The 15,775-nt window shown below is 67.4% G+C and carries 20 protein-coding genes; 13 read left to right on the top strand and 7 right to left on the bottom strand.

Annotation, left to right across the window (positions count from 1 at the left end; all coding sequences use genetic code 11):
* Positions 1 to 74: 74 nt before the first annotated feature.
* Positions 75 to 1,616, bottom strand: a complete 1,542-nt coding sequence (locus CK500_RS00370) for a CARDB domain-containing protein (protein ID WP_095635284.1) — start codon at positions 1,614 to 1,616, stop codon at positions 75 to 77.
* A 426-nt stretch (positions 1,617 to 2,042) separates the two neighbouring features.
* On the opposite strand from CK500_RS00370, the gene CK500_RS00375 reads away from it, so the two are divergent.
* From CK500_RS00375 to CK500_RS17255, 7 genes are all read left to right on the top strand, one after another.
* The gene (locus tag CK500_RS00375) at positions 2,043 to 2,630 is read left to right on the top strand and encodes a DUF7344 domain-containing protein (protein ID WP_095635285.1); all 588 of its coding nucleotides are present in this window, start codon (positions 2,043 to 2,045) and stop codon (positions 2,628 to 2,630) included.
* A 185-nt stretch (positions 2,631 to 2,815) separates the two neighbouring features.
* Positions 2,816 to 3,592 carry a hypothetical protein gene (locus CK500_RS00380; RefSeq protein ID WP_095635286.1) on the top strand — a complete coding sequence of 259 codons (777 nt, stop codon included), beginning with the start codon at positions 2,816 to 2,818 and terminating at the stop codon, positions 3,590 to 3,592.
* A 301-nt stretch (positions 3,593 to 3,893) separates the two neighbouring features.
* Positions 3,894 to 4,532, top strand: coding sequence for an IS6 family transposase (locus tag CK500_RS00385; protein ID WP_095635287.1), 639 nt, complete (start codon positions 3,894 to 3,896; stop codon positions 4,530 to 4,532).
* Positions 4,533 to 4,832: 300 nt separating this feature from the next.
* Entirely contained in the window at positions 4,833 to 5,069 is a 237-nt protein-coding gene (locus CK500_RS16685; protein WP_143421483.1) for a hypothetical protein, read from the top strand.
* A gap of 271 nt (positions 5,070 to 5,340) precedes the next feature.
* Positions 5,341 to 5,631, top strand: coding sequence for a UPF0175 family protein (locus CK500_RS00390; protein WP_095635288.1), 291 nt, complete (start codon positions 5,341 to 5,343; stop codon positions 5,629 to 5,631).
* On the top strand, positions 5,628 to 6,149 hold the full coding sequence (locus tag CK500_RS00395; RefSeq protein ID WP_095635289.1) for a DUF3368 domain-containing protein: 522 nt from the start codon (positions 5,628 to 5,630) through the stop codon (positions 6,147 to 6,149). Before CK500_RS00390 ends, CK500_RS00395 begins: the two co-directional genes overlap by 4 nt.
* A 77-nt stretch (positions 6,150 to 6,226) precedes the next feature.
* On the top strand, positions 6,227 to 6,376 hold the full coding sequence (locus tag CK500_RS17255) for a DUF7550 family protein (RefSeq protein WP_198951470.1): 150 nt from the start codon (positions 6,227 to 6,229) through the stop codon (positions 6,374 to 6,376).
* A 46-nt stretch (positions 6,377 to 6,422) separates the two neighbouring features.
* Here the strand turns inward: CK500_RS17255 and CK500_RS00400 are convergent, their stop codons facing one another.
* Genes CK500_RS00400 through CK500_RS00410 form a run of 3 tightly spaced genes read right to left on the bottom strand, consistent with a single transcriptional unit; the run spans position 6,423 to position 7,265 of the window.
* A complete protein-coding gene (locus CK500_RS00400) occupies positions 6,423 to 6,683 on the bottom strand; it encodes a hypothetical protein (RefSeq protein WP_198951471.1) in 261 nt (86 codons plus the stop codon).
* 17 nt (positions 6,684 to 6,700) lie between these two features.
* Positions 6,701 to 6,988, bottom strand: coding sequence for a type II toxin-antitoxin system RelE family toxin (locus CK500_RS00405; RefSeq protein WP_095635290.1), 288 nt, complete (start codon positions 6,986 to 6,988; stop codon positions 6,701 to 6,703).
* A complete protein-coding gene (locus CK500_RS00410; RefSeq protein ID WP_095635291.1) occupies positions 6,975 to 7,265 on the bottom strand; it encodes a ribbon-helix-helix domain-containing protein in 291 nt (96 codons plus the stop codon). The genes CK500_RS00405 and CK500_RS00410 overlap by 14 nt, the downstream gene beginning before the upstream one ends.
* A gap of 125 nt (positions 7,266 to 7,390) precedes the next feature.
* Between CK500_RS00410 and CK500_RS17260 the strand changes: the two genes are divergently transcribed.
* On the top strand, positions 7,391 to 7,540 hold the full coding sequence (locus tag CK500_RS17260; protein ID WP_198951472.1) for a DUF7550 family protein: 150 nt from the start codon (positions 7,391 to 7,393) through the stop codon (positions 7,538 to 7,540).
* Between the two features lie 51 nt (positions 7,541 to 7,591).
* Here CK500_RS17260 and CK500_RS00415 read toward each other — a convergent pair whose 3' ends face one another.
* Positions 7,592 to 8,761, bottom strand: coding sequence for an ABC transporter ATP-binding protein (locus tag CK500_RS00415; protein WP_095635292.1), 1,170 nt, complete (start codon positions 8,759 to 8,761; stop codon positions 7,592 to 7,594).
* 123 nt (positions 8,762 to 8,884) lie between these two features.
* Entirely contained in the window at positions 8,885 to 11,164 is a 2,280-nt protein-coding gene (purL, locus tag CK500_RS00420) for a phosphoribosylformylglycinamidine synthase subunit PurL (RefSeq protein WP_095635293.1), read from the bottom strand.
* A gap of 393 nt (positions 11,165 to 11,557) precedes the next feature.
* Between purL and gatB the strand changes: the two genes are divergently transcribed.
* The 3 genes from gatB to CK500_RS00435 are packed head-to-tail and all read left to right on the top strand — an operon-like array spanning position 11,558 to position 13,824.
* Positions 11,558 to 13,042 (top strand): Asp-tRNA(Asn)/Glu-tRNA(Gln) amidotransferase subunit GatB, encoded by a 1,485-nt coding sequence (gene gatB, locus CK500_RS00425; protein ID WP_095635294.1) that lies wholly within the window; start codon positions 11,558 to 11,560, stop codon positions 13,040 to 13,042.
* A gap of 36 nt (positions 13,043 to 13,078) precedes the next feature.
* Complete coding sequence (samp2, locus tag CK500_RS00430; RefSeq protein WP_095635295.1) at positions 13,079 to 13,342, top strand: ubiquitin-like small modifier protein SAMP2; 264 nt, start codon at positions 13,079 to 13,081, stop codon at positions 13,340 to 13,342.
* Positions 13,339 to 13,824: a GNAT family N-acetyltransferase gene (locus tag CK500_RS00435; protein WP_233138636.1), complete on the top strand. Its 486-nt coding sequence runs from the start codon at positions 13,339 to 13,341 to the stop codon at positions 13,822 to 13,824. Before samp2 ends, CK500_RS00435 begins: the two co-directional genes overlap by 4 nt.
* Before the next feature lie 49 nt (positions 13,825 to 13,873).
* Here CK500_RS00435 and CK500_RS00440 read toward each other — a convergent pair whose 3' ends face one another.
* Complete coding sequence (locus tag CK500_RS00440; protein WP_095635296.1) at positions 13,874 to 14,470, bottom strand: hypothetical protein; 597 nt, start codon at positions 14,468 to 14,470, stop codon at positions 13,874 to 13,876.
* A gap of 171 nt (positions 14,471 to 14,641) precedes the next feature.
* Here CK500_RS00440 and CK500_RS00445 point away from each other — a divergent pair, with 171 nt between their 5' ends.
* Together CK500_RS00445 and CK500_RS00450 are read left to right on the top strand one after the other, a co-directional pair.
* The gene (locus CK500_RS00445) at positions 14,642 to 15,469 is read left to right on the top strand and encodes a 23S rRNA (uridine(2552)-2'-O)-methyltransferase (RefSeq protein WP_095635297.1); all 828 of its coding nucleotides are present in this window, start codon (positions 14,642 to 14,644) and stop codon (positions 15,467 to 15,469) included.
* 6 nt (positions 15,470 to 15,475) lie between these two features.
* Positions 15,476 to 15,769: a hypothetical protein gene (locus tag CK500_RS00450; protein ID WP_095635298.1), complete on the top strand. Its 294-nt coding sequence runs from the start codon at positions 15,476 to 15,478 to the stop codon at positions 15,767 to 15,769.
* Positions 15,770 to 15,775 lie beyond the last annotated feature (6 nt).

Genomic DNA, 15,775 nt, shown 5'->3' on the forward strand with positions numbered 1-15,775 from the left:
ACGAGCTCTGGTCGCGAGGCGAACGCCGATCACCGGGCGGTCTCGGGTCACGACCATCGCCCGGCGGTCCCGGATCACGACCGAGGCATCCGACGGACGAGGGCCACCCCGGCGGCGACGAGCGCGACGAGCGCGAGCAGCCCCCCGAGCTCGACGAGGTCGATGCCACCCGGCTCCTCGACCGGTCCCGCGCCGGACCCGCCAGACCCGCCGGACCCGCCGGTGTTCTCGCCGGCGGTCGCGTCCTGCGTGTCGTCGTCCCCCTCCCCGTCACCGCCCGCCGGGTCCCCGACGAGCAGGGTCCCCGCGTCCGTCCCGGAGACCGCGAGGTCGTACTCGCCCGCGGTCTCGAACGCGGCCGTGAGCGCGACGGTCGCGGTCTCGTTCGGCGCAAGGGCGACCGTCTCGTTCGCGACCGGCTCGCCGTCGGCCGTCAGCGTCACCGTTCGCTCGCCGCCGGCGCCGCCGCCGTTCGCCACGGTCGCCCGGACGGTCGCCTCCTCGCCGGGGTCGATCGCCTCGGGCTCGACCGCCGCCTCCGTCACGTCGAGCCGCGGGACGCGCTCCGCGACCGCGAACGTGGAGAACTCCTCCGTGGTCGCCCGGAAGTGCACGCGGTCCTCGGGGAGCCCCAGAATTCGAACCGCGTCCTCGCCGACGACGCTCGCGTCCTTCTCGGTCCAGTCGCCCGCCTCGCTCCGGCGGTAGAGCGTCACGTTCTCCGGGTCGATCCCGGCGTCGTCGAGCGCCTCCCGCGAGGCGCTGAACCGGATCGTCATCGCGTCGACCTCGTCCGGGTCGAAGTCGTGTTCCACCGAGAGGTACGCGATCGATCGGGGCGTCGTCGGCGCGTCGAGCGCGCTCCCGTCCTCGAAGGGTTCGGGACTCCCGGCCGCGCTCAGTTCGACGCTATCGGTCTCGACGCCCTCCAGGTCGAGTCGGTCGAGGGTGACGTTCGCTCCGTCGAGGAACATTCCGTCGGCCTCGAAGCGGACCGTGTCGTCGCGGTCGATCTCGCTCGCGGCGAACTCGCGGCGGTCGTCGCTCGGCGCGGTGACCGTCGTGATCGGGCCGGAGCCTCCGGTCGACGCCGAGGCGGACGGGGCCGCCTCGGGCTCCGCGAGCTCCGCCCGGATAGAGAACTCGTCGGCGCCGAGCCGGGTCCCGGCGACCTCGCCGCGCGCGTCGATGTCGAGCCCCACCGCGACCGTCTCGTTCGGACCGAGGGTGACGTTGTTGGCCCGCCCCTCGATCGGGTCGCCGTCGGCCGTGAACGTCACCGACCCGTCGTCGTGCTCGATCCAGACGCGCGCGTGCTCGTCGGCCGTGTACGTGACCGTGAACACGCCGTCCGCCGACGCGAGCGAGTCGGCATTGACCCCCTCGAAGTCGGCCGGGAGGTTCGGGTTCGACGCCGACACGTCGACGACGATCTCGTCGTCGTCGTTCAGGTAGGCGTAGTTCCCGCTCGGGCCGTCGGCCGGTTGGACCGCGAGGCGGTCCTCGGCGATCGTGTCGGCCGGGCCCCCGATCACCGCCGCACCCGTGGCGAAGGCGAACGACCCCGCGGCGACGAGGACCAGAACGAGGGCCGCGGTGTGGCGGGCGGTGGACATGGCGTTATCTACGCGCAGTTGCGGGCGAAGGGGTTTGGTTATACGGTGCTTGAAACCACGGACCCGACCCGGACCCGACCCGGAGCCGGGACGAACGCGCCCGATCGACGATCCACCCCATCGAACGTTCGGGTCGAAGACGAGAGCGGGTTTCCAGCCCTGATCCGGGCGCTCACGGTCGGCCTGAAGCAACCGATCCGATGCCTGAAGACATACGAAACGTGATGGGTATTCACCGGGGACCGACAGTAGGTCTCAATATCGGTACCGAGAACAACGAGGTGATACAGTCGAATTACCCGTCAAAAGCCGGTTATACGGCCAATTTTGGCGACACGGAGGTCCGATTTTTGAACGGCGATAAACGGTAACCACTCATCACAACCATGGGATTTATGTTGGACTGTTCATATGTGTCAGACAGAAATGGCGTCGGTACAACAGGTTGACGGGGGAGGGGCCGAACCGGCGACAGATATCTCTGAGGACGAGCTCTTCGACGTACTGGCGAACCAGCGGCGGCGGTTCGCGGTGCATCTGCTGAAGCGGGAGACGGACGACTCGGTCGCCATCGGCGACATGGCGGAACAGATCGCGGCGTGGGAAAACGGGATCGACACCGCGGAGATCACCGGCAACGAGCGCAAGCGCGTGTACACCGCGCTCCAGCAGTCCCACCTGCCGAAGATGGACGACGCGGGGGTCGTCGAGTTCAACAAGGACCGCGGCGTCGTCGAGCCGACGCCCGCCCTGACCGACGTGGACGTGTACATGGACGTGGTCGAGGGGAGGGAGATCCCGTGGAGCGACTACTACCTCGGGCTCTCCGGGGTCGCCGTCGCGCTCGTCGGCGCGGTGTGGCTCGGCGCGTGGCCGTTCGTCCTCCTGCCCGAGATGGCGTGGACGCTGGCGATCGTCGTCGCGTTCGCGTTCTCCGCGATGGCGCACAAGTACTACACCGCCGAGATGAAGGTCGGACGGGGAGCGGAGCCGCCGGAAGTGGGCGGCGAGTGACGCCGCCGGTCGCGGTCCGCGACGGCCGGAGTGCCGACGAAACGCGGCTCAGGGTATCGACCGGGGAGGTTCAGACCGATGACACGGGGTTTCAGGCATCGCCATACCCGCTTCCGACGCCGAATAACCTTAAGTACACGACACGTGGTCTCCGGCAGTAAGCGATAGTCGGTCCCACTCACCACATGAAACGACGCACCCTCATCCTCCTGCTCGGCGGCGGCGGATCGGCGGCGCTGAGCACCGGGACCGGCGCCTTCTCGAGCGCGACCGCGGAGCGCGGGGTTTCGATGGATGTGGTGGAGGATAAAAACGCGTTTGTGGGGTACCGGTCGGAAGATCGGACACTCCCAGACGATCTGAACGGTGATGGCACAGTCGATCTGGTAACCGTGACGAACCAGTTCACTCAAAAGATAGAGTTCGTCGACGCTGTCATCGATGAGGGTGCGGATTACTTCGCCGAGCCAAACGTGCCGGAGGAGAATTTCGAGCCGGGGGATTCCGCGACGGTCACTGCAGAACCGACGGAATATCCCGACGACGGGATCAAAGTCGCCGTCACAGTCAAAATCAAGGGAACCGGTGTGGCCGCGGAGGTCTTCGGCGACACAGCGACTCGTCGTTTCCAAATCACGAAGACGTCCACCGTCGTTCATTACAACGGTAAGGGGACCATCAACGTCGAGGGACAGCCCGAGAACAGTGACACCATCGAGGTCGACGTGTATTCGATTCCGAACGGAAGCCCGACGAAACAAGAAAAACAGGATTCGCTTGCGTCGGCGGAGACCGTTAAGGTAGAGCCGAACAGCAACGAGAACCTCTCCGGTTGGGTCGTCGCCGTCGAGGTGGGCGGCGATATCTATCAGCATCCCGGGTGGAACGAGAGCACGTGTTCTTTCCACGCGCCCAAGCAAGGTCCCGGTGTGCCCGTAGACAGTCCGCCAGACTGTGAATAGTCGGTTGTAGTGGGGAGGTTCGGTGGGATCGGTGTCGGAGTGACTTCCCGGTAGCCGTGCCGTCGATCGCTATTTTGAACCGAGTCCGCGACTTGGATCCGAAGCCCTGTCACCGATGAGTGCGATTTGTCGCCGAAGGAGTCAATTGAAGCTTGTAAGGGGAGCCTAAATTAATGAAGGGTTGTCCCAGACAGATTTCAGTTCTCTCCAGAAGTGCGTATGCCGACTCATAACAATATGGGATACGTCCCATAGAGCGATGTTAAGTTAAGAACGAGGCGGTCGGTGTTTCGAATGCTCTATGTCCGAATCCAACCGCCTCGGCGGCTCTACTGATTGGATCGACTTGGAGTTTGTGGAGCGTGAGCGGACACCCCACGAGATCATTGAAACCGGTATTCAACTCCACCTTGCTGGACTATCACTTTCGAATACCAAACAATATCTTGAAAGGTTGGGTGTCGAGCGGAGTCGAACAGCAATTCACAACTGGATTCAAAAGGCCGATTTACAGCCAGTTGACGGTACGAGCCCGAATCGCGTTGCGGTTGATGAGACTGCGATTCAGATCGATTCGGACAGATACTGGCTGTATGCCGCCGTCGATCCTCAGACAAACGAATTCCTTCACGTTGACGTATTCCCCGTCCAAAATCAACAATTTACGCTGGTGTTTCTCCGCGATCTCAGAGAGAAACACCACGTTGAGGACGCGCTATTTCTCGTTGATGCTGGCGGACACCTCACAGCAGCACTCTCACGAACCTCACTTCGATTTCAAATCACTCGCCATGGAAATCGGAATGCCGTCGAACGTGTCTTTCGAGAAATAAAACGACGAACTTCTTCATTTTCAAATACGTTTAGAAATGCGGAGCCGACGGCGGCAGAATCATGGCTCCGAGCCTTCGCCGTCTGCTGGAACCGATGCTTAAGTTAACACGACCGTCTCGTCTCACTTGAATCTGGGAACCAAGGTGGTGTCGTAAGCGAGAACAACGGTCAACTGTCCATCGATTTCTCAGGCGGAGACGGGAACGGAGTTAATGTCAATTCTCAGTATGTAGTTGGATCTTTCCACCATACTCATCTCGGTGATAATGATGGTCAGGTGGATTCTGAGGCTGTTTTTGATTCTAACTCGGGAGGTAATGGTGGTACGATCCACAGTACTACGATGAGTTCGTGGGGGTACGCATTCGCCATAACCAACCAGTCCACTGAGAATCGTGATATCTCTGTGTCGTTCGACGCGTCAAGCGAAGAAGTCGCAGGATATCTCGGATTTGGATTAGAGTTTGGTTGGGGTCCCAGAGACGCGATCGAGATTGAGGGAACCCAGACGGAAGATAGCGCAGAATTCACAGACGTAGCACCTGGTGACACACTATACGTGAGTTTTGTTGTGTCGACCCTTGGCGTGGAAGACTATGCTGCTGAGGACATGTCGGGAACACTCACAGTCAGTTCAAACTGAAAGCGGCGTAAGCCAGGGTTCGAATATTCCAAACACTGACATATTTTATCAGTCGGTTTACTATCGGAGTCTATCTTTTGTTTGAATTAAGGAATTTAATTACCAGTATGATATTTACTGGTTCTCTGAAGACTTCCTAGTCGTGATCGCAGAGTATCTCGAGAAGCGCACCTGAGCACTCGGCGGTCGATCGTCGTCCACCGGCTAGGGATCGACGGCGTCGTCTCACACCGCCGAAACTCTTGTATAGAATATATACATAGCAAACAACATGGGCACGATCTCCACTCGGGTCCCCGAAGACCTCGAAGCCGAGCTCGAGGCGTACCTCGACGAGGAACGCCTCGACCGGAGTACGGCGGTCCGCAAGCTCCTCGCGGAGGGACTCGAAGCGTGGCGACGGGAGCGGGCGCTCGACCGGTTCGTCGACGGTGGCCTGTCGCTTTCGGCGGCCGCCGAGTTCGCGGACTGCTCCGTCTGGGAGTTCGCCGACCTCGTTGAGGACACCGACGCCGCGTGGGTCGCCGCCGACCATCTCGAAGCCGACCTCGACGAACTGTGAGCTGGGTGTTCGACGCGACCCCGCTGATCTACCTCGCGAAAGCGGACCGGCTCGACGTGATCGAGGCGCTGGACGAGCCGCGACTCGTCCCGGAAGCCGTCCACCGCGAGGTCGTGACGACGGGCGTCGAGCAGGGGTACGACGACGCGCGTCGGATCGAGCGCGCCGTGGAGGGCGGCCTCCTTGAGGTCGTCGCTGTCGACACCGACGACTCCCCCGTTGCGACACGGCTCGCGCGGCATCCGGGGTTGAGCGACGCCAACGTGGCGGTCCTCGCCTGTGCGGCCGCGCGCGACGCCGTCGCCGTGATGGACGAATCGGCGGGTCGCTCCGCGGCCGAGGTCGAGGGCGTCGAGACCCGGGGAACCGCGTATTTCGTCCTCGCCGCCGTGAGGGACGGGGCGCTGTCGACGGCCGAGGGTCGAAAGACGATCGACGCGATGATCGATCACGGCTGGTACGTGGCGCCCGACGTGTACACGAAGATCGTCGGCAAGCTGGAATCGCTCGGAGACTGAGACCGAGTACGCCGTCAACTCCGTGCCAGCCGTCCCGTTCAGATGCCCTTATGTATCACCCGGCCACACGTCCGGACATGGACGACCACTCCCACGAGCCCGATCCGGACAAGCGCGTGACCGCTCCCATGCAGTCGTTCGGCAGCCGCGAGGTCGGCATCGGCGCGGCCGTCACGCTCGTCGGCCTGCTCGTCGCGTACGTCATCCCGTTCCTGTTCACGTTCTGAGCGATGCCGACGCTCGCGGGTGCGGTCCCGCTCGAAGCGACTTGAATCAGCCGTCGTTCTCGTCCGACTCCCGGAGCTCCGCGTCCGCGAACGCCCGGATACGCTTCCGGTCTTCGGCCGACACGTCGACAGCGCGCGCGCTGTCGACCTGGCCGTTCACGACCGCGTTCTGCTGCGGTCCCCACACTTCGGGCGGCTGATTCGTTATATACTCGGCCCACCGGATCACCTGATCGTAGCGCGGCGGTCGCTCGGGGTCGTCGTCGGCTTTGGTCGCGTTTTCCTCAGCGGTTCCGGAGTTGCTCATCGCGTTCGAGTTGGCGTTCAATCGTCGCCCGGTCGGTACGCACCCGACCGGTGTTCGATATCGTAGATAACCACGACTCCCCGGTTGCGGTCGGCTGCGGCCCCCAACCGAAAGTCGCCGATACGGATCTTGCCGTGCGGAACGCCGGAGAGTGGTTCGATATATTCGGGCGGAGTTCGCCACTCGTCGGTCACGATGTCGTCGAGCTTCGAGACGATGCGCCGCTGTATCGTACCGTCGAGGTCCTCGAACGCCCGAGCGGCAGGCGGCCGGAGCTCCCACGTCCAGTCGTCACTCCTCGTCATCGATCATCTCGATGACTTCCTCGCGGGAGACGGCATCGTGCTCGCCCTTCCGCATCGCGTGCTCCTCGGCCGCGATGCTCGCGAGCATGTCGCGTGACGCACCGGGGTGAGCCGTCGCGTCGCGGATCGCGTGTCGAAGGAACTCGCTCCGAGACGTGTAGCCCTCCTCCTTCCAGACCGCGTCGATCTCCGCCAACTGTCGTTCGGTGACCCGGATGTTGATCGTCGTCGTCTCCGGATCGTCGATGCCGTTGTCGTTTACACCCGTTTCAGACATACGTCTGTATTACGTGCGCGGTTACATAAATGTGCATTCGAGCGGAGGCCGGACGTGTTCTCGCTCCCGAACCCGCCGATCGCTCCGTTCAGATGCCCTTCTGTGCCTCCGCACAACCCTCGAGCATGGACGACCACTCTCACGAACCCGACCCGGACAAGCGCGTGACCGCTCCCATGCAGGCGTTCGGCAGTCGCGAGGTCGGCATCGGCGCGGCCGTCACGCTCGTCGGCCTGCTCGTCGCGTACGTCATCCCGTTCCTCTTCACGTTCTGAGCGACGCCGACGCTCGCTGTTTAAAAGACCCGACCGCACGCAGCGACTCGCTTACCGCGGGTACCAGGCCAGCGGGTGCGCGGCGGTGAGCTCGAGGCGCACCGCCTCGTCGAGGTCGAACTCCTCGACGTGGTTGTGGAGGCAGTGGACGACCTCTCCGGAGTCGAGCTCGACCCGGTAGATGAAGGAGGGGCCCACGTACTGCCGCGAGACGATGGTCCCGTCGGCCTGCTCGGCGCTCGCGGGGCTGGCCCGGAGGTCGTCGGGCCGCACCAGGACATCGACGGGCGCGCCGTCGTAGACGGTGTCGTACCCCTCCAGCGTGACGGCGTCGAACCGGCCGATCCCGGTCTCGACCTTTCCGTCGCGGAGGTGCCCTTCGAGGAACGACGCCCGTCCGAGGAAGGAAGCGACGAACTTCGACTCGGGGCGCTCGAAGACGGACTCGGGGCGACCGACCTGCTCGATCGTCCCGTCGTTCATCACGGCGACGCGGTCGGAGATGGAGAGCGCCTCCTCCTGGTCGTGGGTGACGGAGACGGCGGTGACGCCGGCCTCCTTCAGGATCCGACGGACCTCCTCGCGCATCTCGACGCGGAGCCGCACGTCGAGGTTCGAGAACGGCTCGTCTAAGAGGAGCACCTCGGGCTCCGGCGCGAGCGACCGCGCGAGCGCGACGCGCTGTTTCTGCCCGCCGGAGAGCTGGTCCGGCGTCTTCCCGCCGTGTTCGGGCAGGTCGACGAGGTCGAGCAGCTCGTCGACGCGGGCGGCGTTCGCGTCCGCGTCGCCGTCGAGCCCGAACGCGATGTTCTCCCGGACGGTGAGGTGGGGGAACAGCGCGAAGTTCTGGAAGACGATCCCCACGTCGCGCCCCTCGGGCGGGACGAACGCGCCGCCGCCGGCGACGGTCTCGCCGCCGAGCGCGATCTCGCCCTCGGTCGGCTCCTCCAGCCCGGCGATCGTCCGGAGCGTCGTCGTCTTCCCGCAGCCGGACGGGCCGAGGAAGGTGAGAAGCTCTCCGGGTTTGACGTCGAGAGAGACGCCGTCGACGGCGGTCTCCGGGCCGAACTCCTTCGTCACGTCCGACAGCGACAACACGGGGTCCGCCGACGTGTCGGCGGGCGACTCGGCCGCGTCGGCGGGAGATTCGTTCGCCTCTGCGGGCGACTCGCTCGCGTCTCGGGCCGACTGCGTCCGTTCGACTGGTTGCGTGTGAGCCATCGGTGTGTCGGGCGCCGGTCCGGCCGGCGTCCCGTAACTGAGGCTACCTATTTTAGGAAAACCTAAAAGCGTATCGCTCGCTCTCGCGCGGCTGAAATACGGACGAGGGGTCCTCGGCGAGCGTCAGGCGAGCTCGCGCTCGATGACGCCCCGGAGCTCCCGGATGGCGTCGGCGTCGAGCGCGACCGCATCGTCGCCGACCGCGAGCGAGAGCGTCCCGTCGGTCGTCACGTCGCCGAGCCGGAGGACGGGCAGATCGCCAGCGGCCTCGGCGACCGCCTCGGGATCGGTCGTCTGGACGACGAGCCGGCCGGGCGTCTCCTCGAAGGCGGCGACGCGATCGGGGAGGGTCACGTCGGCGCCGGCCTCGTCGGTCACCAGCTCCGCGAGCGCGACCGCGAGCCCGCCGTCGCTCACGTCGTGGGTCGCGAGCGTCGACTCGTGGCGCGCGACCGCCGCGAGCGACGCGACGCGGTCGGCGAGGCTCCCGGCGTCGCCGGACTCGCTGGCCGCGCCGGCCGCGACGGGCAGGCTCGGGAAGCGGTCGCTCCCGCCCGCCTGTGCAAGGTACTCGGAGCCGCCGAGCGCGCCGCCGTCGGCCCCGCCGGCGCCGACCAGCAGGAGTTCCGAGTCCTCGGCGCGGTCGGCGTCGAGGGCGGCGGGCGGCGCGTCGTATCCCTTCCGGGTGCCGATCAGCGCGAGCGTCGGCGTCGGCGGGATCGGCCCCTCGACGCTGTCGTTGTACAGCGAGACGTTGCCGCCGACGACCGGCGCGTCGAGGTCGGCGCAGGCGTCGGCGAGCCCGTCGACGATCCCCTTGAAGCCGCCGTACACGTCGGGCTTCTCCGGGTTCCCGCCGTTGAGGCAGTCGACCGCCGCGAGGGGGATCGCGCCCTTCGCGGCGAGGTTGGTCGCGTTCTCGAGGGCGACGGCGCGGGCGCCCTCGTAGGGGGCGGTCTCGGTCCAGTTCGGGTTCGCCCCGGAGGAGAGCGCGAGGCCGACGCCGTCGGATTCGGAGGCGGACTCGGACTCCGCTTCGGTCTCCCGGATCGCCATGATCGCGGCGTCGTCGCCGGGCTTCATCGCGGTGCGGACGCCGACCTCGTGGTCGTACTGGCGGTACACCCAGCGCTTGCTCGCGGTCGAGGGCGCGGAGACGACCGCCTCGACCGCCTCGTCGAGGGACGGCTCGGGGTCCGGGAGGTCCCGGTCGGGCTGCGTCGGCGGTTCGCTCGGGAGGTCGTTCATCGGGGCGCCGTCTGCGAGGAACTCGGCGGGCGCGTCGACGACGACCTCGGACTCGGAGTCCTCGCCGTCCCCGTCGCCAGCGAACTCGCAGACGTAGTTCCCGTCGGTCACCTCGCCGATGACGGAGCAGCCGAGGTCGAACCGCTCGGCCAGTTCCGCGACGCGGTCGACGTCTTCGGGCGCGACCTCGTAGCACATCCGCTCCTGACTCTCCGCCAGCAGGATCTCCATCGCGTTCATGTTCGGCTCGCGCTGGTGGACCCGATCGAGCTCGATCCGGGCACCGAGCCCGCCCTTCGCGACCAGTTCGGAGGAGGCGCCGCCGAGGCCCGCCGCGCCCAGGTCGCGGGCCGACAGGACCAGGTCCTCGTCCACGAGGGCCTCGTTGCACTCGATCAGCCGCTTTTCGGCGTAGGGGTCGCCCACCTGCACCGCGGGGCGGTCCTCGGTCTCGGCGTCCTCGCCGAGGTCCTCGCTCGCGAAGGAGGCGCCGCCGAGCCCGTCGCGGCCGGTGCCGTTGCCGACCAAGACGAGCTTGTTCCCGGGCTCTTGGGCCGTGGCCGTGACGAGCCGGTCCTCGTTCGTCAGGCCGACGCAGGCGACGTTGACGAGGGGGTTCCCCTCGTAGCCGCCGTGGAAGGCGACGCTGCCGCCGACCGTGGGGACCCCGATGCAGTTGCCGTAGTGGGAGATCCCCTCGACGACGCCCTCGAAGAGGTACCGCGAGCGCTCGCGGTCGAAGCCGCCGAAGTACAGCGAGTCGAGGAGGGCGATGGGGTACGCGCCCATCGACATGGTGTCCCGGACGATGCCGCCGACGCCGGTCGCGGCCCCGTCGAACGGGTCGACGAAGGAGGGGTGGTTGTGGCTCTCGACCCCGAACGTGACGTACTGGTCGCCGTAGTCGTCGGCGTCGCGCTCGGCGGCCGGAACGTCCGCGGCGTCCGGCTCGGGCAGCGCGAGGACCGCGGCGTCGTCACCGGGGCCGACGACGACCTGATCGCCCTCGCTCTCGAACGCCGACAGCAGGGGCCGCGAGGAGCGGTACGCGCAGTGCTCGCTCCAGAGGTTCTCGAACAGCGCGGCCTCGGCCGCCGTCGGGTCCCGGCCGAGCTCCGCGACGACGAGCTCGTGGTCCGGCTCGGACAGACTCATTCACTTACGTGGTTATCGAGCCCGTTCTAATGCTTTTCTATGTGCACGTTCGTGTGGTCACTACGGCTCCCACGATGCCGCGGCGGGTCGTGTCGTGCGGTCGGCGCGTGCCGTCGAACGCCCTGATAAGGGCGGGGTGGGAACTCAACGGGGCAGCTGCGAGGCGGGCGCACGCTGCCGCAAGCACCGCAGGGAACGAAGTGAGCGAGGAGCGCAGCAACGCGTTCGAGCCGTCGCGACGAGGGCTTTGGCGGCCTTCACCGTCGCTCCGCAGTCAGCGACGTGTCGTCGAGAACCGCGAAAGCGAACCGCCGAATCCGCGCCGACGCGACCTGAGTGATCCCCGTATCGGTCCCGACACGATTTAGGCGGCCCGCCCGAAACGGACCGGTAATGAGCACTCAGGCCGCGACGGAGGAGCGGACGGTCGTGATCGGGCTGGAGGTCCACGTCCAGCTCGAGACCGACACGAAGATCTTCTGCGGCTGCTCGACGGAGCCCGCCGAGGACGAGGAGCCGAACACGCGCACGTGCCCGACCTGCCTCGGGCTGCCGGGCGCGCTGCCGGTCCTCAACGAGGGCGCCGTCGAGGCCGCCGTGAAGATCGGCAAGGCGATCGACGCCGACATCCCCGAGACGACGACGTTCCACCGGAAGAACTACTACTACCCCGACCTGCCGAAGAACTTCCAGCTCACCCAGTACGACGCCCCGATCTGCCAGTCCGGCGAGCTGGAGGTCCGCGTCGACGACGAGAACCGCACCATCGGGATCACCCGGGCGCACCTCGAGGAGGACCCCGGGAGCCTCCAGCACGCCGGCGGCTCCATCGAGTCGGCGACGCACACGCTCGTGAACTACAACCGCGCCGGGACGCCCCTGATGGAGATCGTCACCGAACCGGACTTCCGGTCCCCCGCCGAGACGCGGGCGTTCCTCGCGAAGCTGGAGGAGGTCCTCGAGTACCTCGGCGTCTTCGACCCGACCCGCGACGGGAGCCTGCGCGTCGACGCCAACGTCTCTCTGGTCCCCGAAAGCGAGGTCGACGACGGGGCGATCACGGACGACGCCCTCGCGGACGTGAACCGCGCCGAGGTGAAGAACATCTCCAGTCACAAGGGCGCGGAGCAGGCGCTCGCGTACGAGGTCACCCGACAGGAGAACGTGCTCCGGCGCGGCCGCGAGATCGAACAGGAGACCCGCCACTGGGACGAGGCGCGCGGCGTCACCGTCTCGATGCGCTCGAAGGAGGCCGAGAAGGACTACCGCTACTTCCGGGAGGCCGATCTCCCGGCGCTTGAGGTGTCGGACTGGAAGGAGTCGATTCCGATCCCGGAGCTGCCCGACGCCCGCCGCGAGCGCTTCCGCGAGGAGTACGGGCTCGACCGCGAGTCCGCCTCGAAGCTCACCTCGACGAAGGCGGTCGCCGACTTCTTCGAGGACGTGGCCGAGTCGTTCGACCCCGACCTCGCCGCGACGTGGGTCGCCGACAACCTGCTCGGCGAGCTCAACTACCGCGAGATGCAGATTACGGACGTGGAGGACCGGCTCGACGAGTTCACGCGCCTGATCGAGCTGGTCGCCGCCGAGGAGCTCACCGTCAAGAACGCCGAGGAGGTCGTCCTCCGCGAGATGCTCGACGAGGGCGACGACCCCGACGCCGTCATCGACCGCGAGGGGCTCGGTGTCGCCGACTCCGGCGAGGTCGAGGCCGCCGTCGCGGCCGCCATCGACGACAACCCCGACGCCGTGAGCGACTACCACGACGGCGACGAGGGCGCGATCAACTTCCTCGTCGGGCAGGTGATGCAGGCGACGGGCGGCAGCGCCGACCCGGGCGAGGTGAACGGGCTGCTCCGCGAGGAGCTGGACGGGTAGGCTCGCCATGAACGTCACCGTCGCCGAGGGGCGCCCGTGAACGTTACCGTCGAGATCGTCGGCGAGGGGACCGCCGAGTACGACCTCCCCGACGACGCCACCTACGCCGACCTCATCCGCGAGGCCGGCTACCACCCGCAGGAGGCGTCGGCGCTGGTCGACGGCTCGCCGGTCCCCGGCGACCGCGTCGTCGACGCCGACGAGGTCCGGCTCCTCCGGCTGATCAAGGGCGGGTCGACGGACGGCGGGTCGGCTAACGGCGAGTCGGTCGACGGTACATCGGCCGAAAGCAACGCGTGAGCGACTGGGAGTCGTCCGTGACCGCTCCAGAGGGGTTCGCGATCGAGCCCGCCGCCCCCACCGACCGCCTCGATATCCTCCGCGTGCTCGACGCCGCGATGTTGGAGACCGACGCCGAGACCGTCGACACCGCGATCGACGCCGACAGCGCGTCCGACGCCGGCGACGCTCTAGTCGCCCGATTTAAACGGATGGACGCCGTCGTCGGCGCGCTGGTCGCGACGCGCCCGGAGCCGGAGCGACTCCACGTCGACGCCGTCGCCGTCAGGCGGGCGCGTCGCGGGCGGGGGATCGGGTCGGCGCTCGTCGCCGCGGCGGTCCGGCGCGCCGAGCGCGACGCCGCGATCGAGTCCGTCACCGCCGCGTTCGACGCCGACCTGGAGTTCTTCTACGCCGATCTGGGGTTCGAAGTCACCGACCGAAATAGCGACGGCGACGACCGCTTGCGAGGACGCAGGCGCGTCGACGGCGGTCGGCACTGAGCGACGCCCTCCCCGACCGAGCGGCCGGGATCCGACGGAGCCTCCGCGGTCACGCCGCGGCCGGTCGCGTCGCGGGCGGGGAGAACCGAAGCAGCGCGACCAGGAACGCGCCGGCGAGGAAGGCCGCGCCGACCGACTCGCCCCACGTGTGGGCCCCCGCGAGCGGTCGGACCGCGATCATCCCCAGCCCCGCGGCGAACAGCGGAGCGAATCGCCGGTCGACCGCGAAGAGGTAGCCCGCGGGCGCCAGCGCGTAGAGGACGTGGCTCGACACGGCCCAGAACGGGGTGATCAGGAGGTGCGGCACCGTGACGGCCACGAGCAGGGCGGCGAACCCCTCGACGAGAGCGCCCCAGCCGCCGAGCCGCCACCCGAGCCAGATGATCCCGAGACCGACGCCCAACCCGACGCTTCCCGTGAGATCGGAACCCCACGCGGGCAGGTCGACGAGCAGGGGCACGCCCTCGTAGACGGCGAACGCGAGTGCCCACCCGATCCCGACGACCCCGACTCGCGGCGCGAGGTCGCTCGGGGATCGGTCGGGATCGCCGCGCCACTCGTAGCCGACGAGCAGCAGCGCACAGAGCAGGACGAACAGTTCCGGAGCGAAGACCGCCGAGTAGGTGCGGGCCGCCGCAGCGAGCATGAGTGACGTGCCCTCGCACGCCGCCCTGTCGGTTACGGTTCCGGCCGGCGATGCCGAGTTCACGCCGGGATCCGGCACGTCTTTCCGGGTCGCCCCCCTTCGATCAGGTATGAACGCGATCTCGCCCGCGGTCGGCCGAACGGAAGCGCCACGCGGCGCGGTGGTTCCCGCATGAGCGGTAAAGACGAGTACTACAACAAGTCGAAACAGCAGGGGTACCGCGCCCGGTCGGCCTACAAGCTGAAGCAGATCGACGAGGAGTCGGACCTGTTCGACCGCGGCGACACCGTCGTCGACCTCGGCGCCGCCCCCGGCGGTTGGCTGCAGGTCGCCGCCGAGGAGGTCGGCGAGTCGGGGACCGTCGTCGGCGTGGACCTCCAGCGCATCGACGACCTCGAGGAGCACGACGTGGAGACGATCCGCGGCGACATGACCGAGGAGCGCACCCGCCACTACCTGCGCGAGGCGGTCGGCGAGCGCGGCGCTGACGCGGTGATCTCGGACATGGCGCCGAACATGACCGGCGAGTACGCCCTCGATCACGCCCGGTCGGTCCACCTCGCGCGGCAGGCGTTCGACGTGGCCGAGGAGCTGCTCGCGCCCGGCGGCGACTTCGTGGTGAAGGTGTTCCAGGGCGAGGACTTAGACGCCTTCCGCGAGGACGTGCGCGAGGAGTTCCAGTACATCCGGACCGTCTCGCCGCCCGCCTCGCGCGACTCCTCCTCGGAGGTGTACCTCGTCGCCAGGGGGCTGAACACGGCCCCCGTCGAAGCCGGCGACCGGATCGAGGTGACGGTCAAAGAGCGCGGCGACGAGGGCGACGGGATCGCGTACGTCGAGGGGTACTCGCTGTTCGTCTCCGACGCCGACGTGGGCGAGACCGTAACCGTCGAGGTCGACGACGCCAAGCCGCGGTTCGGGTTCGCGACGCGCGTCGATACAGACGGAACCGGCCACGACGCGGCCGGTGTCAACTCCGGCGACGGCAACGGGGAGTGATGCGCCGTGAGCGGCGACGGAATCGTCGAATCGCTGTCGCTCGTCGGGCTGCTCAGCCTCTGTTGTATCGGGCTCGGCGGGATCGCCGGCGGCGCCGCGCTCGCGGGCGGCGGCGCCTCGGCGACCACGGTGGCGACGGGGACGACGAGCCCGCGCGGCGCGCTCGTCTCCGGGCTCGTGACCGCCGCGACCGTGCTGGTCGTCGGACTGGTCGTGAGGCGGCGGCTGCGCCGGGGCGGTGGGGCCGGCGACGAGGGCGACGCCGACGAGGGCCACACCGACGCAGACGGCGACGCCTGACCGCGG

Source organism: Halorubrum salipaludis, assembly GCF_002286985.1.
Taxonomy (GTDB): Archaea; Halobacteriota; Halobacteria; order Halobacteriales; family Haloferacaceae; genus Halorubrum; species Halorubrum salipaludis.

What these genes read in the sequence shown, in the direction of transcription:
- CK500_RS00380 (WP_095635286.1), top strand. Translation starts at nt 2,816, where the DNA reads ATGAAACGACGCACCCTCATCCTCCTGCTCGGCGGCGGCGGATCGGCG.
- CK500_RS00405 (WP_095635290.1), bottom strand. Translation starts at nt 6,988, where the DNA reads ATGACGAGGAGTGACGACTGGACGTGGGAGCTCCGGCCGCCTGCCGCT.
- CK500_RS00400 (WP_198951471.1), bottom strand. Translation starts at nt 6,683, where the DNA reads ATGAGCAACTCCGGAACCGCTGAGGAAAACGCGACCAAAGCCGACGAC.
- CK500_RS00440 (WP_095635296.1), bottom strand. Translation starts at nt 14,470, where the DNA reads ATGCTCGCTGCGGCGGCCCGCACCTACTCGGCGGTCTTCGCTCCGGAA.
- CK500_RS00390 (WP_095635288.1), top strand. Translation starts at nt 5,341, where the DNA reads ATGGGCACGATCTCCACTCGGGTCCCCGAAGACCTCGAAGCCGAGCTC.
- CK500_RS17260 (WP_198951472.1), top strand. Translation starts at nt 7,391, where the DNA reads ATGGACGACCACTCTCACGAACCCGACCCGGACAAGCGCGTGACCGCT.
- CK500_RS17255 (WP_198951470.1), top strand. Translation starts at nt 6,227, where the DNA reads ATGGACGACCACTCCCACGAGCCCGATCCGGACAAGCGCGTGACCGCT.
- CK500_RS00415 (WP_095635292.1), bottom strand. Translation starts at nt 8,761, where the DNA reads ATGGCTCACACGCAACCAGTCGAACGGACGCAGTCGGCCCGAGACGCG.
- CK500_RS00410 (WP_095635291.1), bottom strand. Translation starts at nt 7,265, where the DNA reads ATGTCTGAAACGGGTGTAAACGACAACGGCATCGACGATCCGGAGACG.
- purL (WP_095635293.1), bottom strand. Translation starts at nt 11,164, where the DNA reads ATGAGTCTGTCCGAGCCGGACCACGAGCTCGTCGTCGCGGAGCTCGGC.
- CK500_RS00385 (WP_095635287.1), top strand. Translation starts at nt 3,894, where the DNA reads ATGTCCGAATCCAACCGCCTCGGCGGCTCTACTGATTGGATCGACTTG.
- gatB (WP_095635294.1), top strand. Translation starts at nt 11,558, where the DNA reads ATGAGCACTCAGGCCGCGACGGAGGAGCGGACGGTCGTGATCGGGCTG.
- CK500_RS00375 (WP_095635285.1), top strand. Translation starts at nt 2,043, where the DNA reads ATGGCGTCGGTACAACAGGTTGACGGGGGAGGGGCCGAACCGGCGACA.
- CK500_RS00370 (WP_095635284.1), bottom strand. Translation starts at nt 1,616, where the DNA reads ATGTCCACCGCCCGCCACACCGCGGCCCTCGTTCTGGTCCTCGTCGCC.
- CK500_RS00445 (WP_095635297.1), top strand. Translation starts at nt 14,642, where the DNA reads ATGAGCGGTAAAGACGAGTACTACAACAAGTCGAAACAGCAGGGGTAC.